This is a genomic window from Ruegeria sp. CH6 (genome assembly GCF_056537005.1).
In genome coordinates this window covers 410,525-436,351 of sequence record NZ_JBQFQS010000003.1, presented here as the reverse complement: position 1 = coordinate 436,351, position 25,827 = coordinate 410,525, and the positions used below count along the sequence as shown (strand labels likewise).

At 52.5% G+C, this 25,827-nt stretch carries 20 protein-coding genes and 1 pseudogene; 12 read left to right on the top strand and 9 right to left on the bottom strand.

Annotation, left to right across the window (positions count from 1 at the left end; all coding sequences use genetic code 11):
* Positions 1 to 54 precede the first annotated feature (54 nt).
* From ACR0CW_RS10740 to ACR0CW_RS10720, 5 genes and pseudogenes are all read left to right on the top strand, one after another.
* Positions 55 to 1,200, top strand: a complete 1,146-nt coding sequence (locus ACR0CW_RS10740; RefSeq protein ID WP_480787769.1) for a zinc ABC transporter substrate-binding protein — start codon at positions 55 to 57, stop codon at positions 1,198 to 1,200.
* Between the two features lie 227 nt (positions 1,201 to 1,427).
* A complete protein-coding gene (locus ACR0CW_RS10735; protein ID WP_480787768.1) occupies positions 1,428 to 2,552 on the top strand; it encodes a CobW family GTP-binding protein in 1,125 nt (374 codons plus the stop codon).
* Positions 2,545 to 2,646, top strand: a complete 102-nt coding sequence (locus ACR0CW_RS10730; RefSeq protein ID WP_480787767.1) for a GTP-binding protein — start codon at positions 2,545 to 2,547, stop codon at positions 2,644 to 2,646. The genes ACR0CW_RS10735 and ACR0CW_RS10730 overlap by 8 nt, the downstream gene beginning before the upstream one ends.
* Before the next feature lie 77 nt (positions 2,647 to 2,723).
* Positions 2,724 to 2,903 (top strand): annotated as a pseudogene (locus ACR0CW_RS10725) (GTP-binding protein); the annotation flags it as partial.
* 98 nt (positions 2,904 to 3,001) lie between these two features.
* Positions 3,002 to 3,265, top strand: a complete 264-nt coding sequence (locus ACR0CW_RS10720) for a DUF6525 family protein (protein ID WP_155150333.1) — start codon at positions 3,002 to 3,004, stop codon at positions 3,263 to 3,265.
* Positions 3,266 to 3,525: 260 nt separating this feature from the next.
* On the opposite strand, the gene ACR0CW_RS10715 is transcribed toward ACR0CW_RS10720, so the two are convergent.
* Both ACR0CW_RS10715 and ACR0CW_RS10710 read right to left on the bottom strand, forming a co-directional pair.
* Positions 3,526 to 6,069 carry a hybrid sensor histidine kinase/response regulator gene (locus ACR0CW_RS10715; protein ID WP_480787766.1) on the bottom strand — a complete coding sequence of 848 codons (2,544 nt, stop codon included), beginning with the start codon at positions 6,067 to 6,069 and terminating at the stop codon, positions 3,526 to 3,528.
* Positions 6,033 to 6,524: a putative pterin-binding protein gene (locus ACR0CW_RS10710; RefSeq protein WP_480787765.1), complete on the bottom strand. Its 492-nt coding sequence runs from the start codon at positions 6,522 to 6,524 to the stop codon at positions 6,033 to 6,035. The genes ACR0CW_RS10715 and ACR0CW_RS10710 overlap by 37 nt, the downstream gene beginning before the upstream one ends.
* 346 nt (positions 6,525 to 6,870) lie before the next feature.
* Here ACR0CW_RS10710 and ACR0CW_RS10705 point away from each other — a divergent pair, with 346 nt between their 5' ends.
* Positions 6,871 to 7,485: a response regulator transcription factor gene (locus ACR0CW_RS10705; RefSeq protein WP_170424629.1), complete on the top strand. Its 615-nt coding sequence runs from the start codon at positions 6,871 to 6,873 to the stop codon at positions 7,483 to 7,485.
* Positions 7,486 to 7,506: 21 nt separating this feature from the next.
* On the opposite strand, the gene ACR0CW_RS10700 is transcribed toward ACR0CW_RS10705, so the two are convergent.
* The 6 genes from ACR0CW_RS10700 to ACR0CW_RS10675 all read right to left on the bottom strand — a co-directional run bounded on the left by ACR0CW_RS10700 (position 7,507) and on the right by ACR0CW_RS10675 (position 17,626).
* A complete protein-coding gene (locus ACR0CW_RS10700) occupies positions 7,507 to 10,086 on the bottom strand; it encodes a calcium-binding protein (protein ID WP_480787764.1) in 2,580 nt (859 codons plus the stop codon).
* 77 nt (positions 10,087 to 10,163) lie between these two features.
* Positions 10,164 to 11,558 carry a nucleotide sugar dehydrogenase gene (locus ACR0CW_RS10695; RefSeq protein WP_480787763.1) on the bottom strand — a complete coding sequence of 465 codons (1,395 nt, stop codon included), beginning with the start codon at positions 11,556 to 11,558 and terminating at the stop codon, positions 10,164 to 10,166.
* 183 nt (positions 11,559 to 11,741) lie between these two features.
* On the bottom strand, positions 11,742 to 13,160 hold the full coding sequence (locus ACR0CW_RS10690) for a mannose-1-phosphate guanylyltransferase/mannose-6-phosphate isomerase (protein WP_480787762.1): 1,419 nt from the start codon (positions 13,158 to 13,160) through the stop codon (positions 11,742 to 11,744).
* Positions 13,161 to 13,259: 99 nt separating this feature from the next.
* Positions 13,260 to 14,837 carry a glycosyltransferase gene (locus ACR0CW_RS10685; protein ID WP_170331981.1) on the bottom strand — a complete coding sequence of 526 codons (1,578 nt, stop codon included), beginning with the start codon at positions 14,835 to 14,837 and terminating at the stop codon, positions 13,260 to 13,262.
* Positions 14,830 to 16,329 (bottom strand): HlyD family secretion protein, encoded by a 1,500-nt coding sequence (locus tag ACR0CW_RS10680; protein ID WP_480787761.1) that lies wholly within the window; start codon positions 16,327 to 16,329, stop codon positions 14,830 to 14,832. Before ACR0CW_RS10680 ends, ACR0CW_RS10685 begins: the two co-directional genes overlap by 8 nt.
* Before the next feature lie 418 nt (positions 16,330 to 16,747).
* Positions 16,748 to 17,626, bottom strand: a complete 879-nt coding sequence (locus ACR0CW_RS10675) for a LysR substrate-binding domain-containing protein (RefSeq protein WP_480787760.1) — start codon at positions 17,624 to 17,626, stop codon at positions 16,748 to 16,750.
* A gap of 118 nt (positions 17,627 to 17,744) precedes the next feature.
* Here ACR0CW_RS10675 and ACR0CW_RS10670 point away from each other — a divergent pair, with 118 nt between their 5' ends.
* On the top strand, positions 17,745 to 18,494 hold the full coding sequence (locus ACR0CW_RS10670; protein WP_480787759.1) for an SDR family oxidoreductase: 750 nt from the start codon (positions 17,745 to 17,747) through the stop codon (positions 18,492 to 18,494).
* Between the two features lie 17 nt (positions 18,495 to 18,511).
* Positions 18,512 to 18,901, top strand: a complete 390-nt coding sequence (locus ACR0CW_RS10665; protein ID WP_155150316.1) for an ectoine synthase — start codon at positions 18,512 to 18,514, stop codon at positions 18,899 to 18,901.
* A 240-nt stretch (positions 18,902 to 19,141) separates the two neighbouring features.
* On the opposite strand, the gene ACR0CW_RS10660 is transcribed toward ACR0CW_RS10665, so the two are convergent.
* The gene (locus ACR0CW_RS10660; RefSeq protein WP_480787758.1) at positions 19,142 to 20,020 is read right to left on the bottom strand and encodes a LysR family transcriptional regulator; all 879 of its coding nucleotides are present in this window, start codon (positions 20,018 to 20,020) and stop codon (positions 19,142 to 19,144) included.
* A 75-nt stretch (positions 20,021 to 20,095) separates the two neighbouring features.
* Between ACR0CW_RS10660 and ACR0CW_RS10655 the strand changes: the two genes are divergently transcribed.
* The 4 genes from ACR0CW_RS10655 (at position 20,096) to ACR0CW_RS10640 (ending at position 25,800) form a co-directional block, all read left to right on the top strand.
* Positions 20,096 to 21,013 carry a DMT family transporter gene (locus ACR0CW_RS10655; RefSeq protein WP_480787757.1) on the top strand — a complete coding sequence of 306 codons (918 nt, stop codon included), beginning with the start codon at positions 20,096 to 20,098 and terminating at the stop codon, positions 21,011 to 21,013.
* A gap of 362 nt (positions 21,014 to 21,375) precedes the next feature.
* Complete coding sequence (locus tag ACR0CW_RS10650; RefSeq protein WP_480787756.1) at positions 21,376 to 22,077, top strand: hypothetical protein; 702 nt, start codon at positions 21,376 to 21,378, stop codon at positions 22,075 to 22,077.
* A gap of 442 nt (positions 22,078 to 22,519) precedes the next feature.
* Positions 22,520 to 24,181, top strand: a complete 1,662-nt coding sequence (locus tag ACR0CW_RS10645) for a hypothetical protein (protein WP_480787755.1) — start codon at positions 22,520 to 22,522, stop codon at positions 24,179 to 24,181.
* Positions 24,115 to 25,800 (top strand): EF-hand domain-containing protein, encoded by a 1,686-nt coding sequence (locus ACR0CW_RS10640; RefSeq protein WP_480787754.1) that lies wholly within the window; start codon positions 24,115 to 24,117, stop codon positions 25,798 to 25,800. The genes ACR0CW_RS10645 and ACR0CW_RS10640 overlap by 67 nt, the downstream gene beginning before the upstream one ends.
* The last annotated feature ends 27 nt before the right edge of the window (positions 25,801 to 25,827 follow it).

Here is a 25,827-nt window from a genome sequence, read left to right as displayed (position 1 = left end):
TATTCCATATCATGTATGCCGCTCGTAACGTTATAAAATCACATAGAGGTTCTGATGTCCAGAAAGCTTCTCCCACTATCGATCACGGCTGTTCTCATGGGTGGGACGGCTATGGCGGATGTTCCGAATGTAGCGGTCGATATCGCACCAGTCCATTCGCTGGTAGCACGGGTTATGGAGGGGGTTGGAACACCTGATCTTATTGTACCACCCGGCGCATCTCCGCATGAGTATAACCTGCGTCCTTCTGAAGCTTCGGCATTGCAAGAGGCCAATCTGGTATTCTGGATTGGTGAGGACCTGACGCCGTGGATGGAGGGTGCGATAGACACCCTTGCAGATGGCGCAACCGTCACGACTTTATTGGAGTCCGACGGCACAGTTCTTCTCGATTTCCGTGAGGGTGCATTGTTTGAGGCCCATGACCACGGAGAAGAAGATGATCATAGGCATGATGAACATGCTGAAGACAAGGGTCATGATGATCACGACCATGGTGACGAGCATGCAGAAGAGGGCGAGCACGATCACGAAGCGCATGGGGAAGATGATGACCACGATCACGAGGAACATGCCGAAGATGAAGGTCACGACCATGATCACAAAGATCATGCGGAAGGCGACGACCATGATCATGAAGAGCATGCCGACCACGAAGGGCATGACGATCATGAAGGGCACGCACACGGCGAACACGACCCCCACGCCTGGCTTTCTCCGGCAAACGCTGAAACCTGGTTAAACCTGATCGCAGCACAGCTTTCGTCAGCTGATCCCGACAATGCAGGCGCCTATTTTGCGAACGCTGCAACTGCGCGTGAAGAAATGGCTGCGCTGTCTGCCGAAGTGGCCGAAACGCTTGAACCTGTCCGTGGCGGCAGCTTTATCGTCTTCCATGACGCTTACCAGTATTTCGAAGATGCGTTCGACTTCCCGGCCTCGGGTGCCATCTCGATCGGTGACGCAACTGACCCAAGCCCGGCTCGCATTGCCGAGATTCAGGCGCGTATCAAAGACGAAGGCATTGATTGCGTTATGACCGAACCGCAGTTCAATCCGGGCATCGTCGCAACCGTTCTGGATGGAACCGAAGCCAAAACCGGCGTCATTGATCCGCTGGGATCTGATCTGGAACCGGGAGCGGCGCTGTATCCTCAAGTTATCCGCAACATGGCCAAAACACTGTCGGAATGTCTTTAACCTCCAGCCCGGTCGGTGCTTAAACATTGGCCGGGCTTAACAACGTCAGGGGCGACACGGAGTATTGGTGCGCATGTTGTAGGTGATCGTGTTACCCCTGATGCATTAGGACAGAGCGCTTTAGTTAACTCTCTGTCGACACATTCCCGCCAAAACCACGATAATGTCTTGCTCCGCTTGAACTTTCATTTTGTGATGTTATCACGTATTTAAACAAGGAGAGAGCAGTGATTTCGCAAGCAGCATATGGTGCTGAACCCAACAAGGACCGGCGAATACCTGTCACCGTTCTGACTGGCTTTCTTGGCGCTGGGAAAACCACCTTGCTGAACGCGGTGTTGGCAGAGACATCTTCCGGAAAAGTCGCAGTAATCGTGAATGAGTTTGGTGAAGCCGGGCTGGACCACGATCTGATCGAGTCTGTCGAGGATGAAATCATCCTGATGCAATCCGGGTGTCTGTGCTGTTCAATTCGAGGAGATTTGGCAGGGACAATTGCGGATCTGATCGAACGGCGTGACGACGGCTTTCTTAGATTTGAGCGGATCATCATAGAAACCACCGGGCTTGCCGACCCTGCCCCAATTCTGCAGACACTTTTGATCGACCCCGAATTGGCACGCACAACTCGCATGGACGGATTGGTAACAGTCGTCGATGCGGCCAACGGGTCCAAAACCTTGGATGCACAGTTCGAAGCCGTCTCACAGGTCGCGATGGCCGATCTGATCCTGCTCAGCAAAACAGATCTGGTAACTGCCAAGGTCGCAGATGCCTTTTCCAAGCGGCTGAACGGGTTGAACCCTACAGCTCGGATCGAACGGCCGGTCGCTGGGCAGTTCGATCCGAAGCAATTGTGGGGATTGAGCGGCCTGCGCAAGGGTGTGCGTCAAGAAGATGCGATTGCATGGACAACATCGGCGCCTGAACCAAAGGTTGACCCGCTCGCAAACCTTTCGGGTTTATCCAAACCCAAGCCGGTGTCGTTTGCACCGACACCTCATGATACCCGGATCAGTTCTGCTTCGATCGTTCTGGACACTCCCATCAAGGATTCAGCCTTTGATTACTGGCTGGACACGCTGATCGCCCTCAAGGGCCCAGACATCCTGCGTGTCAAAGGGATCGTGTTTCTCGAGGGTATCGACGTGCCGTTTGTCTTTCACGGCGTCCAACACATTTTCGACCCGCCGGTCCCTTTGAAGAACTGGATCGGAGACGACCGCCGCTCTCGCATCGTGGTCATCGCGCGCGATCTGACCCGCCCGGAATTGCAACGCAGCCTCGACATGCTGCGGGCGCATCAACCCAAAACCCGGAAAAAAGAAGAAGTGTTTCTAGGCCATGACTGATACCCGACTTCTCGTCACCATCCTGTCCGGCTTTCTTGGCGTCGGTAAAGCCACCCTGCTAAACCACGCCCTAAACAGCGCGTCGCCGTCGTGAAAGCGGTAACCCTGCTCAAAGATTATTCCAGCCATGATTTCCTGTGTAACCGCAGCGAGACAAACCATTCCGTGGTCGATAGCAAGACCATTCTAGCTCTGCTGCACGGCAATCATCCTGGTGTGATCCGCGCGAAAGGGCATTTCTGGGTTGCTGTGCGGCCTGAGTGGGTCGCCAAGTTTTCCCTCGCCGGCGCTTTATCGAGCGTGCAGCCGATTGGAACATGGGGGACATCTGTCCCTGACACCAGATGGCCCGAATGCGCGACCACAATATGGCGACGCCAACAGTCTTCGAATTTCCCGTGTTGGATCGACGCGCTCGAACCGACATTTAACCTGAATGAGGCCGACTGATGAGCCGCAATCTTGGCCAGACGAAAATCCGAAAACGACGGCGCAGCGAGAACCCAATGCGCGAATTTGACAGTCTTCCGCCAATTTTGCGCGCTTGGGTTTCGCAAGCGGCCTTGCCCTGGCGGCCACGCTCAGTCCTGCGCGCCTACAACACTGCGCTTGCGCGGACCGGGGATCAAAGCCGGGCTCTGGAAGAGTTGAGGCGTCTCGAAGCTGCACAACTGGCAAAAGACAACCGATTTGCAGCCAGCGTGTATGGCTAGCATGGAGCGGAGAAGGTCAGACCAATATGTCTTTCATCTCTTGATCACGAACAAACTGAACGAGGCAGGTTTCAGCTCCCAAAGCTGCAACATATCACCTGATGAGCAAAGTCATCGCGCCCTGACTGAGACCAGGCCGGCCATTGGCGAGGACGTGAGAAACAGTAGCCTTGTTGCGCTTCCTGATAATATCTATTCCGGTTTTGGTTACCTATTCGGCGCCAATCATTTCTAAATCTCTCAAAACCCCAGCCTGTTTTTCATAGGCAAAGTTTGGCTACGTACTGCAAATCCCTCAAGAGTGTATTTTTCTCGTCGCCCCATCCCTGAGATGAGCAATTTTGAATGTCATTGAGCTTGGACCAAAGATCGTTTTTATCGAGTATCGCAGCAGAACCACAAAGCTTATGCGCCTTTTGTTTAAGCGCTCTGCTTAGCTCATCGGAAGACTTGATATCCTCAATGAGTTCAACAAGTTCACTGTTCAACTCTTCGCAGGCTTCACGATACTTATCGTCCCCAAATCGGGCTTTAAAGTCATTCTCAGGGTCTTTGATAACGGTTCCGTTGGCCTTTAAGACCCTCGCTAATTCTGATTGCAGCGCCGCCAATGAAACCGGCTTAACTAACAGCCCCTGAAATTCTGCTGCTCGTATGACTTCGTGGTCTTTTGGCGCTGCATGAGCCGTAACTGCTATCGCTGGCAAATTGCCCCTATCGATATTCAGTTCGCGAACTTTTCCGAGTGTTTCGATACCATCGATACCGGGCATGCTGATATCCAACAAAAGTACATCAAATCGCTCGGATCCAAGACGTTCTAAGGCGGCGTAACCACTTTCAGCCTCAGCAACCGAAAAGCCAAGATCTTCAAGCATATCGGTCAAGATCATTCGATTGATTTCATTGTCGTCTACCACCAGCGCTTTCAAACCCTGATAAAGCTCTGCCTGTGGCACGTCTGTGGAATCCAGTTCGCTTGTGACATCAGTTCTTGAGGTTGGCAGAGGCAGTCGCATTGTAAACAGGCTGCCTTCTCCAAGCACACTATCCGCCGTGATGTCGCCACCCATCGCTTCGACCAGTCTTTTGGTAATAGCGAGCCCTAATCCCGTTCCGCTCGTCTCACGTGCAAAGGCGGTATCGATCGTGACAAATTCGTCGAAGATAACGTCCAGATAGTCAGGTGATATCCCGACCCCGGTATCTGCAATCCGAAACTCAACCAGATCGTCATGCTGAAGCCTTTCGACTTCGATCGTGACTGATCCGTCCCGCGTAAATTCGATTGCGTTACCTAACAGGTTCACCAAGCATTGCTGCAGCGCAGTCCTGTATCCAAGAACGTCGATAAGTTCTTCAGAGAGAACATCGACCTTCAGGTCGTTGGCACGCGCATCTGCGTTCGCCGACAGGCTGTCGGCTACCTCGTGGACAACCTCCATCACGTCAAAGCTTGATCTGTCACGCAAGGCATTGCCTGAACCCAGTCTGGAAAAATCCAAAACATCAGTCACATGAGACAGCAGCAACTTACCCGACACTTCAATAGAACGAAGATACCGCTTTTGTCTGTCCGTCAGATTGCTCTGATCAATCAATGCCGCAGAACCGAGTATTCCGTTCAAAGGAGTACGCATTTCATGGCTCATCACTGTCAACAGATCGGATTTGGCCTGTTCGCTTTCCCGCGCCTTGTCTCTTGCAGTACGTAAGTCTTCCTCGGCTTTGAGTTCCTCAGTTATATCACGAAGGAATGAGACAAAGACTTGCTCTCCATCCGTTTCGGCGAGCGATATGGAAAGCTCCACTGGAAAAGTTTCCTGCGATTTGCGCAGACCCTCTAACCTGACACGCCCAGCGCCGATTACCTTTTGCTCGCCGGTCTCGAGAAATCGCGTCATGCCTTTTCGGTGCAGGGCGCGCAGGTGTTCTGGAACGATAAGTTCAGCCATATCGGCACCGATTGCCTCGGCCTGACTGTACCCAAAGACATCTTCGGCGGCGCCGTTGAATTCAAGAATTCTTCCAGAAGTATCGACCACCAACACCGCATCCAGTGACGAAGTAATGGCCGCTTCAAATCGGTTGCGAGCCGACTGGCTTTGCCGAGCAAACAACTGCCCTTGCCGGAATAGTTTGATGAGAACTGCAAAAGCTAAAAGCAGTGCAACGAAAAGTACAACAAGCAATGATGCCATTCGAGTTAGTGTGCTGGCCAACTCAGCACGTCGAGTTGCATTTTCCTGCGCAAATCCCTGAATACCGCCCAGCGCAAGCTCGCGTACTTCAGGTCGCAGTGTTTGAATCTGCGCCCGCAGATCAGGAAGTGCCGCGCGCAGCTGGTCATCCGGCCCATCAATCAATGGTGTCAGCCTGGATAAGAAGTCTTCAGTGGCTTGCAAGGCTGGTTGCGCGGCGGCACCCCCTCGCAGAAATGAAAACAGCTCGCTATTAAACAGCGTATCCGCTCGGCTATAAAAGATATCGAAACGGTTGCGTACAGCGGACAAGTCACCATTGGAACGTGATGAAGCGTCAATGACCGAGACTTCGAACCTAAGCAGCTCGACTTCGAGCTGAGACATCAACCAGCTGACGTTGTCTGTTTTTGCGGTCGAGAGCGCGTCGAGATCTGATTTCACCTCGCGCCCAAGGGAAAGCACGATAGCCAGACTCACAACCAGCAAGCCTACAAAGGCAAAAATGGGCCATCTCTTCATGCTCATGAAAGGCGCTTTAGTGTCGATGGCCTTCTCCTCGGTACTTACTGTGCAACGACTTCCAATCGATTGAGTTGCCAAATGCTGCGGGCATAAATTTCTTCGGACTGATAGGCCTCGTTAGCATCGTAAGGGTAAATTATCCACAAAGGTCCTTTGTCGCGTACTGACATCGCCTTGCCATCGCGCAAGTAGGCAACGATCGGACCACCATCTGTTGCATCACTGGTGGGAATGGTGACGGCGTAGTCATTCAAAGCCACCGCTCGTATGATCCCCTGCTCTGCCTGGACATGGTCCAGAAGCACATCAAGGGAAACTCCTTCAAAGCTCTGCGTACCCTCTGTCCAGATCGTTGTGGTATCGATTGACTTACTGGGCAATGCCTCAAGGGCTTTCCTGTCGAATATCCAAGTGTTCTTGTTTCCTTTGAAACCGACATCGCCCGAGACCGTAAGAAGTACTTCATCCGCATATGCCGCACTCGCAAATGAAATGGCGAGTGTGGCGCAAAGTGATTTTAAAGTTTTAAGCATGCGAGATTGTGTCCGAGAGTAGGTGAACCTTTGTCAAAACGCTTTTGACACAGGCCCGCGAAACGTTCTCAGACGCAATAGATTAGCTCTCTATACTTTAGGATAGTTCAGCGCACCAAAGGTCACACCATCAGCCTAATTTGCGAACTTTCGACGTCCCAAACCATGCAATCAAAGTTTTCGCGAAGTGCGATAATGAAGCTTTGGCGGCCAGCGTCAAAGAGTAATAGTTTAGGAAAACAACATGAATTTGCAAAGTTCGTCAAATAGTAACCCTTTTGGTGGTTCAACTATTCCGGGTGCGATAAAATCGGATCAAAGCATTTGTTCAAGGTCACCGATATCGATGCGAATTCTATTGGCTGATGATCACGGTTTGGTCCGTGACACGATCTCATCCTACCTCGAAACCGAGGGGCGCGCGGCAGTTGTTGCCGTACCCGACTACATGGCTGCGATGAAATTGCTGTCATCCGAAGATCCATTCGACCTGGTCCTGTTAGACTTTGAAATGCCGGGCATGAACGGGATCGAAGGGCTTTCAGACGCAATTCGTCAATTCCCTGAACAGGCTTTTGCGATATTGAGCGGGACGGCACCAAACAAGATCGCACAGGAAGCGGTCGAAATGGGCGCCGTTGGTTTCTTGCCCAAAACCATGGGCGCCAAATCCCTGGTCAACGCGGTGCGATTTATGATCGCCGGCGAAACCTTCGTCCCGGCCAGCGTTCTAAGTATGGATGGCGATGTCAAAGAAAGCGACTTTTCCCGTCAGCTCAGCCAGCGGGAAAAACAGGTTCTACGCGGATTGTGCCGTGGACAGTCCAACAAGGAAATCGCGCGAGAGCTGGACCTTCAGGAAGTCACGATCAAGCTGCATGTTCGGACCCTTTGCAAGAAACTCAATGCAAAAAACCGGACCCAGGCCGCTCTGATCGCTCGGGATGCAGGATTCGAGTGACCCGGGTCCGCAGGGGGGACTTCAGAATAGAAAGTGATCGTAGAGTTGGTCGAAATCCGACGCTACGCCTTCAAGGATTAATGTCGTATCCGGTGACAAAGTTACGTAGACATCGGTCCCGCCCACGATTTCAGCGTTGGCATTAAACCAGTCAGATGTATCAGCTCCGCCACTATCGATGTTGAGCGCACGCAGATCGAGTAAATCGCCATCGCTGAGCGAAAAATCTGTGATCGTATCGGTCGACCCGTCCAGATCCTCATCGCGGAAAATGAACCTGTCTGCATCAGCGCCACCGGTGGCTTGATCATCTCCTGCGCCAAGGTAAAGCCGATCTTTCCCTGAACCTCCGTCCAGAACGTCGTCACCGCTGGAGCCATTCAGATAATCGTTGCCAGCACCCCCATTCAACTCGTCATCGTCAGAACCACCCTTCAACGTGTCGGAGCCCTCACCGCCAGCTAATGTGTCGTTTCCGGATCCGCCATCCAAAGTATCCGCGCCGAGACCGCCTATCGCGGTATCATCACCTGAGCCCCCAGAGAGACTGTCGTCGCCCGCACCGCCATCTAGGTCATCGTTGCCAGATCCTCCGGATAGCGTGTCTTTTCCGTCGTCCCCGGACAGAAAATCATCACCGGATCCACCTGACAAATTATCACTGCCATCGCCACCGTTCAGGACATCCGCGCCAGACCCGCCATCAATTTGGTCGTCGCCAGTGCCACCGAACATCTCATCATTGCCCGAGCCACCGTCCATAACGTCTTGGCCGTCTTCACCTCGCAAAGTGTCAGCTTCGGATCCACCGCGGAGTGTGTCATCGCCCTGACCACCGATGAGAATGTCAAAGCCTGAACCTCCATCCAAAATGTCGTTGCCGATCCCACCATCCAGCATGTCGTGCCCAGCCGAGCCCATCAGGTGATCGTCGCCCTGCCCGCCGAACAACGAGTCATCGTCTTCTGTAAGAACATTGCCAAACTGGTCGTACCGCACACCGTCTTCGTCATATTGCGAGACAATGCCGCTGGCGGCACCGATGCCCGCTCCACCGTGAAGCAGATCGTTGCCGTCATCCCCTTCAAGCACGTCGCCTGAACTACCACCCGTCAGGGTGTCTGTGCCAATCCCACCGTATAGGGCATCGCTACCAGCATTGCCCGAAAGGTCATCATCGTAGCTCAACGCGCCTTCGGTAGTCGCAACAAGTGTCAGATCCTTGACCAAAACGCTTGCATCCAAATCGACGGGCGCAAACGGACTGGTTGCTGTCGGGTCGGCGGCACCATCATTCGAATACGATTTCGGCGCCTCTTCGATAAGGTGCAAACTAGCCTCGCCGGTCACATCATCCACGATGACCTGGAAAATCGCGCCTGTTGCAGGTGTCGAGTCATCCATGTCGTGGTCACCAGAGTTGCCACCAACAAACAGGTTTCCGTCCGCGTCAATGATTGCCGCACCAAACGTCATTAGCGGGACCCCATTCAGGACTTCACCGTTAATCACTGTCGATGTGACTGAAACCGTTCGAAAATCGGGTTCGCCCGAAGAGATATCAACGATCAACATAACCGTAGCTGCACCTTCGGAACTTGGGCGAGAGACACCGTAGAACGACTGTGAGGCCGCGTCGAACGCAACATCGTAGACTTTGAAATCCACAAGATCGGATGGCAACTTGTATACTGTGGTTACCGGATTTCCATCCGCATCAAGCTGATCAACATCGATGACTGCGATGCGGTCCATACTGGATTGAAACGACCAAAGGTTGCCCTGATCATCAAAATCCCCGGTCCAAGACCGATATGGCGTGCTGCCAACACGGTAGCTGTTTCCCTCGGCGTCCAGCATCACCAAATCAGAGCGGCTAACCACCTGTCCCAGTGAATCCACGCCGTCGCCTACTGCGATGGCATACAGAAGGTCGTCTTCCGTATTGTAACCCATCGAGTTCACATTGACCGTGCCCTCGACGCCCGCCATTTCATAGGCTTGGGTTTCGACATCAAACACATGCAGTGTTCCATTTAGAACCTGATAGAGATTTGATTGCCCATCGGCGAATGCGGAAACCGTCACGGTTTGTCCGCCAATCTCGACATCCTTGTCATAGTGAAACGCAGGACCGGACGTATCAATTGTTGGACCGTTGCCTGACACATCAATCGATCTGATCGTAATGGTCGAGCTGTCATCGTCAGCCGTGAATTGAACGGAATGAGATCCGAAAGCACCGCTCTGAGAAGAAAACTCAGCGACCACCTCACCATCGACCAGTACTTCGACGGCAGCCCCGGAACGACCTGCAGCAAAATTTGTCGCGAGATCCAGGTTCAGTTCATAGACCCCGCCCGCTTCGGTCGTGATCTGCTGTTCCATCTGTTGATGGCCGTTTGCAAGATCAATCAACCCCCATTCGCCGTTCTCGGCGTAGTCGGAAAAACTGACAGCACCTTCTGTGCCTTCCAGCAAGTTTGCCTCGGCATAGTCGCCGTGCAACACATCATCGCCGGCTTGCCCTTGGATCTCATCGTTTCCGGCAAGCCCTATCAGGGTCTCCTGCTCACTTCCGCCAACAAGTTGATCGGACAAACCCGTTCCTGAAATTACATTTGAAGATACCGCAGGCATCATTTCACCTCTTACTTTCAGCTATTTGGAGTAAAAATTTACCAACCGATGCCGTCGATCCGACGGTTCACCGGGTTCTCGGGGAACAAGCGCACCACATCCACGACAGGCATCTCCGGTTTACTGGAAACGGCGTTCTGATAAGCGGGGTTGCGGTGGCAAACGATGACAGCCTCGGCCTGTTCCATTACGTCTTCTATGCTGTCGCAAAGCATCGATTTGATGGATCCCGCGAGGCTTCGAATGCCAGAGCCAGCGTGATGCATGTAGGCTTGCAACCCACTCAGAGGGGTTTCTTTTGTCACCGCCGGATCATGCAGGACCAACTCCACCCCCTCGGCATGGAGCTCGGCCATGACTTCCAGAATAGGGCTTTCGCGCAGATCGTCGGTGCCAGGTTTGAACGCCAGCCCCAGAACCCCAACGCGCCTGGCCCCCGTCTTTCGCAACATCTCGGTCGCTTGATCGATCTGCTCTCGATTTGAGCGGTCAAGGTTGCCGATCATGGGCAGTTCGACACCCAGTTCTTCGGCTATATGTGTTACCGCCCGCACCTCTTTCGGCAGGCATGAGCCGCCATAAGCAAAGCCCGGCTTCAGGTAGTAAGGGGACAGGTTCAGCTTTGTATCTTGGGTAAAGACATCCATGACCGCGTGGCTGTCGACGCCCAGCGGCTTGCACAAGCGTCCGACTTCGTTGGCAAAGCAAACCTTGGTCGCGTGCCATACATTGTCGACATATTTGATCGTCTCAGCCACTTCGACCGTTGTCAAAATGGGATTTGGATCAACCGGCACGAAGATGCGCTTCATGACTTCCGCCGTGCGAAAATCGTTGGTGCCAAGCACTGTTTTCGGAGGGTTATGGAAGTCATCTATGGCAACGCCTTCCCGCAGAAACTCAGGATTGAAGCACACCCCAAAGTCCTGGCCCATCTCCTTTTCTGAAAGCCGCTCAAGGATCGGAACCAATACGTTCATCGTGGTTCCGGGCGGGATCGAACAGCGCATGGCAAAGATGTGGAATCCATCTTTTTGGCGAAGGCCAACTGCCATCGAGCGGGCTGCCTGTTCTATATAGCTATAGTCGCAGCCCCCATCCGGAGCGGTTGGTGTTCCTACCGACACAAAGGTAACGTCAGTTTCGCGTACAGCTGCGCTCAGATCGTCCGTTGCAGAGATCAGCCCCTTTTGAACGCCCTGTTTGAGCGTTGAGCCGAGATTTTCTTCGTGGATCGGGCTCTCACCGCGCGCAATCTGACCCACTTTATCGGGGTCGATATCAACGCCTATGACCTCGTGTCCAAGCGACGCCAAACATGCAGTTGATACGGCCCCAACATACCCCAGCCCTACAACACTGATCCGTGATTTCTGCGAAGACACTGGGATTACTATTTCGGCGTCGTTCTGCGCAATCTTTCTGAGTTCCATAGAAATACCTCCGATTTGAATCCAAGGTAACGCGCTGATAAAATTGCAAAACATATCGGGGGACTATGCGCAGTGCTCAAATGATGCCGGACCTATACGAATGGTCACCAATCCCATACGAGAGAAAATACCCGCGTGGAGTTCCACGCGGGCCAGTTTTCAGGAGGGAAGGTATTTGGCGTTTCAAGCTACGGCGACACGGTCATAGACATCCTCGTATCTGACAATATCGTCTTCACCCAGATAACATCCTGATTGAACCTCAATCAGATTCAGTGGCAGCTTTCCTGGATTCTCCAGACGGTGCACGGCACCCAGCGGAATGAAGGTCGATTCATTCTCGGAAAGCAGGCTGACATTGTCACCGACAGTCACGCGCGCAGAACCACTGACAACAACCCAGTGTTCTGCACGGTGTACATGGCTTTGTAGTGAAAGCTTGGCGCCAGGTAAGACCATAATCCGTTTGACCTGAAACCGAGGACCCAGCGAAAGGGTTTCATAGTAGCCCCACGGCCGATGACACCTGCGGAACATCTCGGCCTGGTCAGACCCTTCGTTGCGCAATTCGTCCACGACCTTGCCGACTTCGGCGCTGTGCGACATGTCAGCAACCAAAATTCCATCGTCGGTTGCGACTGCGACTATGTCCTTCAAACCCAGCCCGACTAATTTGATATCCGGGTTTTCCGACCTCAGCAGGCTATCGCGGCAATCAATGGCAGTCGAATTTCCAGAAGTGACATTCGCCCCCTCATCGAGCTGCCCCTGATCCTTCACCGATTTCCAACTGCCCAGATCGGACCATCCGCAGTCCAATTCAAAAGCCACAACACCAGTTTCGACATGCTCCATCACCGCATGATCAAACGAGAGGCTCGGACACTTGGAAAAGGCGTTTTGGTCCATTCGGTAGAAACCAAGATCCCTTTGACCAAGCGCCAATGCAGCCTCGACCGGTGCAGACATTTCAGGGGCATGAGCTTCGAAAGCCTTTAGCACAGTATCGACCCTAAACATGAAGATCCCGGCATTCCACAACCAGTCACCGCTTTCCAACATGCCCTTCGCGGTTTCGACATCTGGCTTTTCCGCAAAAGTAGATATCAGCAGTGCACCTTGGTACCCTCCTGCGACTCTCAGGTACCCGTAGCCCGTCGCGGCATGATCGGGTTTGATGCCGAACGTGACGATCTTACCGCGCTTGGCTGTTTTCTCCGCCCGCACCATAGTTCGACGGAACGCGGATACATCCTCAATTGCGTGATCGCTGGGCAAGACAAGCAGGACCGTTTCCGGCTCTTCCTTGTAGCGCAAAGCTGCGGCCAAAACCGCGGCGGAGGTATTGCGACCAACTGGTTCAATGATCAGTTCAGATTTTTCGGCATCAATATCTGCCAACTGTTGCTGTGCAATAAACCTGTAGTCTTCGCCCGTCACGATCAGCGGTGCAGAAAATCCGGGCTCGGATACACGTTCGATTGTTCTCTGAAACAGGCTCTGCTCACCTGCCAGTTCCACGAACTGCTTAGGGTAACTCTTACGAGAAACGGGCCAGAGACGGGTGCCGGAACCACCAGCAAGGATAATCGGCTGAATCATTTGAAACCTCTTCATTACAAGTCTGATCTCAGGTTACCGACCCTTGTGTTTAACACTGTGTTTCATAGGCTTAATTCACCTATCGAAAGGATAGGTCTGCTAGCCGAACGGCATCTCGATCAAACCAACATAGATCAGGATCGCGGTTAGAAACGTCAGGATTGCAGTGGCCATCTGGAACTTGGCAAAGCCGCTTTTCAGCGTTTCGACAAAGCCCGACCCACCGCCTGAGCTTTGATTGCCTCTGTTCGACCATTTCTGTTTGGACAAATGAAAGATCATGTAGATTTTGACCGTCGCGTTGATCACTTGGTTGAGATACAGGATGAACGGCCAACTCATGTCCGCGCGCCTACTGTAGCCGAACAGGAACAGACACAGCACGATCCGTGAAAACAGCACCCAGATGATGCAGTTCCAGAAGTAGCCCGGCGCGATCATGCTGCCGACGACGGCCATGACCGGGCTGACCATCATGGTCCACATGGCGATCCGTTGGTCAACAACGCACCACCAGATGAAAAATGGCATTGCAGTTGGTCCAAGAGCGATCGCGCGGCTTCCGTTCCGCAGCATATTGCCCGACCAGCGGCGGAAGTTTTGAACCATCCGCATGAGGCCGTTTTCTTTGATGACCTCGATTGTGTAGACAGTTGCATCCGGCACATAGGTCATTTTCGCGCCTACGCTCAGCAGTCGATACCACGTTGATTTGTCGTCCCCGGACAGAAACCGGAAGTTGCCCCAGAGCCAGTGATGCAGATGGTCTGCTTCGATCGTGCGAATGAACTTCTCGTCCAGAATATGCCTGGCTCGAAAGACGCTCATTCGACCCGTCAGTGTCAAAACGCGGCCCGACAAAGCATGGCTTTGCATCGCGAGACGGCGTTGAGCAAATCGCATGTCCAGCCATTTAGCGATCCAAACCGGGCCATAGCAAATGACCTCTTCATCTGTCGTCAGCGCCTGCAGCTCTGGATCACTTGCAAACATTGGCAGGGTTTTGCGTAAAACATCCCCGCCAAACAGGGCGTCTCCGTCCATGAAGATCACCAGATCATCAGGGTGTGCGCCAGAGCGGCAAATGGCCCGAAGGATCAGGCCAATCGCCATCCTTTTGCCCGGCTGGTTCTGACGGACAAATACAAGCGTGGCCAATTCGTCCGGAATATCCTGTGCATAGGTTTCAACAAAGTCGCGGATGATCTGCTCGTCGTATGCGCTGCCCGTGCCGATATAGATCGTTGTCGGAATCCGTTCGCGTCGGATTTGCCCAAGTATCGACCCTACGACGCGTTTGGTGATCGAGGGTTCCTCAAAATACGTTGTCATCTGAATGTGGAGACGCTTGGGCCGCCATCCTGCATCCCAAAGCACGTCGGCGCGGCGCCGCATTCCCGGCCATTTGGCTTTAGCGTAAATTTGGGCCCTCAATGCATGGGTAAACCACCAGCCAAATCGCCAAAGCCCAAGCGTTCCAAGGACCATCGTGACATGCAAAACGCTTGGATTAAAAAACCGGTTCGGCACATTCGCCAATAGCCAAAGCAGCCCCATGAACAACAACAGAAACAGCGTGAACTGCGGTAGAGACCACTTGCAAAAATAGTTGGGAACATCTGATTGCAGTTGCCTCAATCGCCGCGCCAGATCCTTGTCGAACTCATACTCAGTCATGGGGTTGGCCGCTACGAGGGTCCATAGACTTTATCCAAGTGCCAAACCGTGTTCCCAACTGTCGCTTCGCTTCCAGATTGACTGGGGCTCCCAATCGCAAACGGGTTTTGGTTTGTCGTGAAGACAGGCCGGTTGGACGAACAGTGACAATAATCCCAAACTCTCCGGGCCGCTCCGGGTTGTCCCCGGCGCGCACATCCCAGACCTCTCCGGGGATGCTGATCCTATCACCCTTTTCGTTAAACCCGATCGTCGCTGGCATTCCGATGTAGATCGTTTCGGCAAACCGCTCAGACACCCATCCTATAGTCATGCGAGGCTCAGCAGTTTCGAAAATCAGTTCTTCCGGTGTGCCGCGAAATGGTTGCCCTGCCCTGACAGTGAAATCCTGAACCACCCCGTCTGTGGTCGCACGAACGTGGTTGCTTTCTATTATCTGTTGCTGTGCTTCTCTGGTCGCTTCCAACGCCTTTACTGCAGACGAGCGGTTTCGCTCTTCGGCTTTCAGCAGGTTCGTCACTATAAGAACGGGGTCTACAGACTGCGCCAGATCCGGATTGCGTTCGCGAAGGCTGAGCCATTGGCGTCGCATATCGTCAAACCCACCGTCCTGTACAAACTCAGCGTAAAAACGCATGGCTGTAGCAACTCTTTCGGCCAGAATTTCAGAGCTGGACTGGGACTGAAGGTTCAATAGGGCGTCATTGACATTTGAGAGCTCTGCGCGCGCCAACGCCAATTCCGCTTCTGTTCGTTTGAGAGCCGCCTCTGCTTCCGCGTCGTCCATTAGGAATAGAAGATCACCCTCCAGCACCTCCTGCCCGGGCGTCACCGCAATTTGCTTGATGTAACCTTTGGCCGGTGGGAAAGAGGGGATCATGGGTGCCAGCACCCGACCGTGTTGAATGTCGATCCGATCCAGGTTGGTAAAGATGTTGTTGCCTATGACACCTACAACCGCCGCAGCGATTAGAAGGTAGATCGCCACATTGAATGCAACACGCAGAGAACGTGGAAGAAACCTCACGGGTTTTCGGGATTGCTCGCCTTCAGTTTCCTCCATCGGCACCAAATCAACCGGAGTATCGAGGCTGGTTATCACGTCGCCGCTGCTGGCCATTCGCCCAGACAAAAGTGAGCGATAGAAGAGCGCCAGAGTCTCGCGTTGTCGACCGCTCAGGCCCTCCAATTGCACTGTGGAATTCGAGTTTGGCTTGGATAGGCGTACCGGGAAACGGATATCAACTCCCTGAAATGGTACACTGAGTGTAGCAGCCTTGGGGCATTCTGGCGCATCGTCGGGCCATTCCAATCCCGCAAGCGACCAGCGTTCAATCGTGACCACGGCACCAGAGGGTGTCTCCACGATCAGCGGTGCTTTTACCTTCCAATCCAGGTCCGACCCTGGCGTTTCGTGTAATACTCGCAATGTCGCCTCAGAACGCTGTTGATAGACCTGAGCTAGCAACAGATCACGGCTTCTGACGGACACACGGACGCATATCTCTGCGCAAAAAAGATAACTTCCCATACTAAAGTATGTTTTGAAAAATCTTCTTAGGTCGGATCAGAACCTCTCACGGCGTTACCTCAAGCGAGCTATCAACGGTCAAGCGGGTGGCAAGTGAAGCGATCAGTGATTGAGTGGTCAGATCATCAGCGGATCCAAAGCACCATCATTTCATCCACCGATATAGCAGCCATAGATCTTGTATGCAGGGAAAGTCAGCGATCGAACCCAAAGCCGCCGTTGGTCACACTTCGGTCTTTCGCTAGTGCAGCAAGTCGCGAACCGCAAAATTGCAGACGTCAAGTGTCAACTGGCAAAGACGGCTTACCGGGACAAAGCTCACTACTGCTATAGGTAATCTAGCGATCGCTCTCGCGGTGCTTCGATCAAAACCCGGATCTCAAATCGACATGAGCCACTTCTTGAAGATTCTCACCGTGGCTCGTTCCTGATCGCCAGGGCGGCAAACGAAGTAGAGACCACGATCCAGTGGAACGCTGCTTTCATCGAGCCGGACTAGCCGGCCGAGCCTCAAATCCCTCTCCGCCAATAGATGTCTCGCCAACGCCACGCCCTGCCCATCAATCGCGGCCTCCAAAAGAACAGCGCTATCCACATACTTGATGCTTTGCGAGTTGATCTGATCAACGTTCAGTCCGACTTGCGCAGCCCAGCTTTCCCATCCGACGTTGAAGGCATCATGCAATAGTGGGAGAGCAGCCACATCCTCGGCCCGCATTGGTATCCGCGTTTCCTCAACAAGAGCGGGGGCGGCCACAACGATCAGTTCCTCTTGCCTTATTTGCTCATGATACAGGCCGTCCCATCGAGGTTCACCAAACCGCAGGGCCACATCGACCTCAGATGTGTCAAAATCTGCATAGGCATCATTGGTGTCCAGCAACAATGCGATACCAGGGTGCTCTTGCTGAAACGAACTAAGCAGCGGAACAAGCCATTTGAGCGCAAGCGACGTCGACAATGACACCGTAATCGAATGACGATGATGAAGTCGCTTCACCTCCATTACGCCCAGCTGCAATGCCGAAAACGCACCGCGTGTTGATTGATACAAGCGCTCTCCGGCTTTGGTCAGTTCAATACCATTGGGGCGGCGATGAAAGAGCGTCACGCCAAGGTGCAGTTCCAGCAGCTTGATCTGACGACTGATCGCCCCGTGAGTGACGTTTAGAACATCCGCCGCCTTGGTCAGGCTGGAGTGGGTTGCGGTTTCATCAAAGGCCTGAAGGGCACGAAGGTGTCTGAGGTTTTCCGCCATGTGAGAAAATCTAACAGCGAACTGCCAAAAACTCGATAGGTTCCTTTGATTTTAGAAGGTTAGAGTACTTTCGGCTCAACAAACCTCACACAATAGGCACTCATTGAAAGGAAAGATCATGGCTGAAACCAAAGTTGCACTCATGACAGGTACAGGACAGGGCATTGGCCGGGGATGCGCTATTGAAATGGCAAAGGCTGGCTACAAGGTCTCACTGATGTCACCGTCAAATCGCTCGGTGGAATTGGCGGAGGAACTCGGCGGCCTCGGCCGGCGCGGATCTGTGCTGGATGTTGATGATCTACAGGCGATGATCGACAACACGATGAGCAAATATGGGCGGATCGACGCTATCGTCAGCAACATGGGGCACGGTGGATCGGTGCCAGAAGCCATCAAGACAGTTGGGTTCGATCCCGATTTTGACGGGCCGCTTTTGGAACTCAGCGACGAATTGTGGCACGAAAGCCTGGACATGTATGTGCTGAACGTTGTGAAGATCGCACGTATCGTCACACCTATTCTGATCGAACAAGGTGGGGGTGCATTCGTAAACATCTCGTCCATGAACGCCCTCGAGCCACGCGCGCCCTACCCCATGAGCATGCTGCGTGGCGCATTGCACAGTTTCTCAAAGCTTTACGGGGATCGTTATGCCCGGCACAATATTCGCATGAACAACCTGCTCCCCGGGTTCTGCGAGAACGTCAACCTTTCTGAAGAAGCCCGCAGGTCCATACCGGCGCAGCGGCCTGCGACATTCGAGGAAATAGGACAGGCTTGCGTGTTTCTCGCCAGCGATGGAGCCCGGTATATCAATGGTCAGAGCATCTTGTCCGACGGCGGGATGAACCGTGCGGTTAAGTAGAAATGAGACGGTGAAAGATGATTGTTAAGGCACTCAAAGATATCCTTGGAACAGATCGGGACGTTTCCGGCCCGGGTTGGAAAAGCAGAAGGTTGCTGCTTGCCTCAGATGGAATGGGATTTTCGCTGACGGATACGATCATCAAAGAGGGTGCGGTGCTTGAACTTGAATACACCCATCATCTAGAGGCTTGCTATTGTATCGAGGGCAAGGGTCAGATCAAAGCGTTTGGCGGAGAAGTCTGGCAACCCCTTGAGCCATTTACTCTCTATGCTTTGGATCAACATGACAGGCACCTGGTGCAAGCCATAGACGCTGATCTTCGGCTTGTCTGCGTCTTTAACCCGCCTCTCAGCGGGCGTGAAGTACACCGCAAAGATGGAAGTTATGCGCCAAGTGAGGCTTGATAAGGACAGTGATGTCTGGGGCGGAAATGCAACTCTTTCAAAGTGCGAAATTGGGTGAATTGGACTCTCTGCGGATTTTCACTGCGGCAGTTCGCAATCCGCATGTTCGGGACGTTCGGCGCGAGGTGACGAATGGTGGGTGAGTGTAAAAAACCTGCCGTCCACGCGGTGTCTTTCTAATGCCCGATTTGAAGTTAGAAGTTCAAATCGAGACACCGCCTCTTTCCCTTGCACACGTCGTCAAAGATTGTCTCTACTTTTTTCCACGACCTCAATAAAAGCGACCGCTGCAGGCGATGGTGTTGCGTGAGGATGCATCGCGAGACCAATTTTTCGTGTCCTGACTGAATTCAGCGGCTTGCTGACCCAGCCCTCTTTTCCGTTCGTTGGGGGCAAGGCCATCTCGGCCACGACCGATACGCCCTGATTGCGTGCAACCATAGTCAAAGTGCTGAGCATCTGCGATGTCCGGTACCGCACATTTGGGCTGAGACGTGACTGCGTGAACAGACGTCGAATGATCCGGGCAGAACCAGATTCCGGCATGATAAATGGCATCTCGCACAGCTGCTCCAACCGGATAGAGGACTGCCCGGCCAAAGTGCTATCAGCGGCAACCAAGGCGACAAACTGATCCTGCGCCACAGGCCATGTACGGAAGCGTTCATCTGGTAAAACAACAAAGCCGAGATCAATGCGCCGGTCTTCGATCCACCGGATGATCTCCTCATCAGCGGCTTCCTCAACCAGTACTTCAATGCCGGGATGGATTGCATGAAATGCTTCGAGAAGGCGCGGTAAAATCTGCAACGATGACGTCGCACCAAAAGACCCGATGCGCAATCTGCCGGTCTGCACACCACGATATTCCGAAGCCTCCTGATGCATGGCATCAGCCAATCCCAGAATTTCACGTGCGCGAGATACAAGACGTTCGCCCAACGGAGTCAGTTCGATTGGCGATACGGTGCGATCAAATAGCCTGACGCCAAGCTCATCCTCGAGACCTTTAAGGGCATGGGACACTGCGGGCTGGCTGATGCCAAGCCGCAAGGCAGCAGCTGTAAATCCGCGCGTTTCTGCAAGAGTGGCGAAAATTTCAAGTTGACCAAAAGTCATAAGTAAATACTCATTTGACTATAACATAGTATAACTGAAATTCGACATGGGCAATCCGGTGTTTTAGGTGTCTCCATGTCCCATGCCCTGTCATATCCCATAGCCTCGCAGAACGCTTTGATCTACGTCCGGCTCACGATGGTGGCCTTCCTGTGGGGCGGCACGTTTGTTGCTGGTCGCATCGTCTCAGGTGAAATGTCCCCGCTGGTCGCTGCAACGGTTCGGTTTGGCTTGGCAACGCTGGTCTTGCTTTTTCTCGTGTGGAAAACAGAAGGTGGTTTGCCTCGCCTCACCTGGCGGCAGAGTGTGTTGGTGGGTTTTCTCGGGCTATCCGGCGTCTGCCTTTACAACCTGTTTTTCTTTGCCGCTCTGACTGAGATGCCGGCTTCGCGAACAGCACTGTTTGTTGCATGCAATCCGATAGCCGTGGCTATAGCCGGAGGGCTGCTTGCGCGACGGCTTCTACCGATTGGGCAAGTTGCCGGGATTTGTGTGGCGCTAGCCGGGGCTGTGATCGTAATTAGCGGAGGGGACGTTGCCGGACTGATGACTGACGTCCAGCAGAGTTTTGGACGGGGAGAACTGTTCATGCTGGCTGCGGTAGGCAGCTGGGTGGGCTATACGCTTCTTGGACGCAAAGCGCTTGGAAGTCTCTCGCCACTGGCGGCAACCACTTGGGCTGCACTAATTGGGTCTATGTTACTGGCATTGGGGTTGCCGCTGGCCGGCACCGCGCAAGTGCTGCAATTGCCCACGTTCACCTGCACTTTGGCCATCATCTACCTGGCCATTGGTGGAACAGTCGTGCCATTTGTTTGGTACTATAGCGGGGTGCGCACGCTTGGGCCGGAGCGTACGGCAGTATTCACCAATCTTGTCCCCGTCTTCGGGGTGGCCCTTGGGGCAACTATCCTGCACGAACCGGTCGGGGCTTCCATGCTGATAGGTGGCACGCTGGTGATTGCCGGAGTTTCACTTGCTAACCGTGGATGATGTCTTATGCCATGAAACAGGCGGTTACGCTGGTTTTGCAGATCGATTGCTGGCTTACACTGCGGACCTCAACGCTTCAAAAATCCGGGGCGATGAAGGCATGCCGGTGCTCGCCCGACCTACGCGGTCGCCGCAGCATCGAGTAGTTCGGGCTCGCGGCGGCCCTTCTCTAAAGCGATTTCGAACGGAATGTGTGAGCCCTTACTGGACCTTCAACAACACCCCTTGTCTCGTTCGGGCAGCAAGTCGAGAAACCGCGCATTCCGGACCTCGGAAGTCTGCAAACAGCAGAAGAGTTAAAGTTGATATCTACTTGAGGATGGGCAAAAAAAATGAAGTAATTTGGAATGATAGACATTTAGGTGAAGCAAATCGTTACAAGAACAATTCTGTTTGTAATGAGCTCGGCCCTAGCAAGCTCTTTTACTTCAACCGCCGTTGCGGACAACCGATTAACATTCAGTGTACCGGAAGATTTCCGTGGTTGTGTCGAAACACCGTACCACTTTGGAGAAAACCCATTTGATGATGAAGGTAAGATCATCGCATTTCCCTATTACGCCGGTTTAAAAAAGAGCCCGGAAGTGGACCTGATTACTGCCTCAACATCAGATGATGCTCAGCAAAACCGAATACGTTTGAGTTGTTCTGGATTCAAAAAACTGAGCAACAACATAGACTTAGTCTTTGAATTTGGTGAGACATTTCCATTTAGGGTCGGTTACTATGGGTGGGTCGAACTATTGTTGTTGTATAGTAAAGCAGAAGCCGCGAACCGGAGGTTTGGCCGCAGCTTCTACTACGTTGCAGCAGCTTCTGAAACGATTAGCGACGGGGCTAGCGCTTGTGCAGACTTCCAAACTCCTGAACCACCGTGGGATACGTTTTGCGCCCGAAGGGACCTGCTTCTTCAGATAGAAATGATTCAACAGTATTATGACCAACTTCTTGCCGCAGACTATAACGACAACGAAGTTAATCCAGATGCGGTAGTGGAGTTTGGCAGGATTGTTGCGTCCTCACTCGCTGAAGCGAAAGCAATCGCGATCAGGTTATCGAGATAGAGCGGGCCTATTTGGGCTCAGAGCCGTCGTTCTCTGCGTTAAGCCTATACAGGACTATGAGCCCTTACCGGACCTCCATCACTATTCGAAACTTCGCTTAGGCAGCATGTCGCGATGCGCGAGGACCGGACATTCAGCGTTAGATTGTCAATGACTGGAGGGCGGATAAAGCTTCCATTCGGATGACGAGCGGTAAAGTCCGATTTGTGAACACTTAACCGGATCCTTTGGAGCATGGCGCCACCTCTTGTCTCAAGGAATTAACTTTTGAATCAGCACTATAGATCACAATCAGGGGTTGTGATCTGAGCCAGCTCAGTTACGGTAACAGTGCATTTCTTATGGGCCGTACACTCGATTGCCTTATCGACTGCGAGGGGTGAAGTGTGAGGCTCACATTACGTTGGTTGGCTTAGAGATCATTTCGGAAGCATCAAGAAATATGTATCACACCGAGAATCCAACTCTGAGACGTTTATCGGCAGGATTGGTCGAGCTTTTTACTATCTTTGTGTTTTTCACTCTGCTTTTTCCCGATCATTCAGAAGCTCAAGACACTGTGTCCTTTGCAAGTTGCGGATATCCTTTGAACTCCAAGCTCGGACTGTTCGAGCGGTACGCACTTGGCGGAGAGATAACCGGCTCAATGAGCGGAGGGGAAGGTTTAGACCGAATTGCGTTCACAGGGCCAATCACGAAAGTTCTTGGGCGCGGAATCTTCGGCGAATTCGAGCTTGTCGAAGTCAAGAACGGTCAGTTTGACTCACTTGTTGTATTGGGTGAATTCCTGCAATCCGCCGACTACGGCGAAGTGGAGATTCAAGCTGACTGGTTTGATACAGTTGTCTTGGATCCCCGTTTGGATTGGACCCATTTCCCAAGTCCATCGTTTTCGGACGAACTCTATAAAACAAAACTGGATGGCGATGACCTACAAGTTCGTGTCCCTATTGGCACTTTTGTAGTGACGGGAAATGATTTGTCCTCGATTTTGTCGACCGAGGGACCTTTAGGCCGTTATTCACTGGATTTCGGTGCAGCCGCGGGTCCAGACGTACAAGTCGAAGAGGCCACTCAGGATGATGTTTCAGAAACGACTTTGACGTGGAAGGTGGGTGGGGTTGCGCGCCCCGACTTGTCTTCGATTAGACACAACGCGGACAGAGTGGTGCTCAACTTGAACAATGGTGCCGCCAACTTGGTTGAGATTGCGACCGGACATCTATTGAGTTGGCATACTGAAGACATTCATCTTCTCTTGGATGAACTTGATCGTGTGACGATTGCTGATCCGAATTGTTGGACCCTTCAAGGTCACACGGACGCGACATTGATGAGGCTATCATCGAAGCAAGAAGACGGCCGCTCCGCTCAGATTCACTTACCAAAGCCCATTTTGGAAGAGAACAATGGGCGGGCACCAGTTGTAGGGCATGCAGAACAATCGACCATGTTTCATTTATCCTATGATACAAGACGTGTATTGGATGCCATCGATTTGACCAACGGCGTTAAGGACTACTTTATCATCCGCAATGACGGCAGATTGCGAAGTTCACCGCAGACAACCATTCTTGGCGATCCCGGTCTGGATGAGATTTGGTTGGATGGGTCCTCTGGATGGACGATCAACTTTACTGACTACGGGCTTGTCGCAACAACACCTAGAGGTTTTCAAAGAGAGCCGCTTCAAATCCGGTTCGCTCCGGAGTTGGTACTGCGTAAGATGCCAATGCCGGGTTACTTGCAAAACCCAAAACTACTTGATCAACCTCATTACCCCGGAGCTCGCGATGAGTCCTCCGAAGCGGAACGAATGTATGTCACCCGAGGCGGCTATGTTAGGTTTTCTCGCGATCAATTGGCAAATCGTCGGGAAATTGACATGTCAAATGGTCGCCAAAACATCTTTCTCCTTCAGGAAGAGGATTTGACCAAAACTGCTCCGGAGTTTGAAATTCGCGGAGATTCTAACCTCGATTTGATTGATGCAACGGAAATGCCGGAACCATCTGTCCGCGAAGATGGCAGTTACGTTTGGCAAATATCTGGGCCAACTGGCCTTCGCACAATCACAGCAAAAACACTGAGAGTTATTCGTTAAAACGTATCTTAGGGAGCTTCACAAAAATGTTGCCAATTGGACGAACTGTTACCGGTGTTAGAGGCCTGGCAATCGCGGCTCTGTCATTTCTGGTAGCAACTTCGGAAATGCCCGCCGCACAGGAGCAAGAGAGCCAAGAAGAGATTACCGCTTTTGCTAACAAGTTGGCGCCTGATCTACTGAGGCAAGTCAGCCGTTCAAAAGACCAATACTTGCAACAGGCGGCAAACCAGATTTATCGCTACGCGCCGGATGGCGTGTTGACGAAGGAGGTGGTTGAATTTGCTATCTTACAGCACAAGGCACAGCAGCGCGCCAGCAGTCTGATGCCGATCATGGCTTATGATTTAAACGGGGATTTTCAGATTTCACAAGAAGAAATCAAAACGCAATCCCATTTGATCAAACACCACGTCAGAGCTCAGCTAGCACTAGCTCAAGCCGAGTATGATCAAGACGGAGACGCCAATTTAAACCTGTTTGAGCTGGCAAACTACTTTGACGACCAGCAAGAAAAACAGTTCCGCACCGATCCTCTCGATCAGCTTTTCGCATTCGACTATAATAAGGATGGCAAAGTTGACATTGTCGAAATCTCAGCAGTAGTCAGAGCCATAGACTCTGATCTGCTCAATTCGTCCAAGCAGCGGAATGTCCCGTCGAACAACAAAGCTGCTGCCCGCTGCGAAGCACCGCCTGTTCCCAAAGGTCATGAACTGGTCCTTCTCTCAGGGTATGAGGGACCCGCACTCTCAAACATAGCACTGAATGGGCAAGGAACCCCGACAACTGCTGCGACCTTTATTGTCGAGCCCGGCGAAACGCCACTCTATGTTTTTGCAACAGCCTACGATCCAATAGTATGGAAATTTGAGGGTGCCACTGACCGACTTAAGAACGTTGTCATACAGCCCCGTACTTCGCAATTCGGCCCAGGTGCGGCCGTGAGTGGGGTCAATGCAGAGGCAGTTACATTTGTCGCCCCCGGTAGTTGTGTTAGGAAATTCGTCACCAAGACCGGACAGAAACTGAATGCACTTTCAAAAGAGTTAGCAGCCAGAATGTCGGCACGTGTATCCTATCCTATTGCAGCCTACACACTAGACCATATTCAGGTTCCTTCGGGGCTTCCTTCTAAGGAAAAACAGGCTCAGGCGCTACGCGCGTACCAAGAACCAAAGAGCTTTACGATTGGAGAACAGAGTTACCAACTGGATGCCAAGGGCATGGTAGCGTTGGATGATGAAGGCAACCCAAAACCGATGCCCACCCAAGATCGTAGGACCATTCGGGAAATGATGCGATTTTATCGTGGCGGATTGATCGTTTTTGATCCAAGCGAATTAGTCGCCAAAACGAATGTTGAACCCTACGTCGTCTTGCCGGATCAGGCGGGTTTGCTGCAACTGATTGCCGACAATAAAATAGAGGTGCTTTCAAGTGGCCACTACAGGGTAAAAGATTCGATTCCACAATATCCTGCGGGGTTGACAGGTGGCCACAGCGTGACCTTTATTCTTGCGGATGGTGTTGAACTCCCGAGCGGAGATCCTGGTCACTCTACCGTGATTTTGGAAACAACAAATGCATGTATAATCGGGAATAGGTGCAAACAGTAGCGTCGACATGCTGCTTTTGCGCTCAGC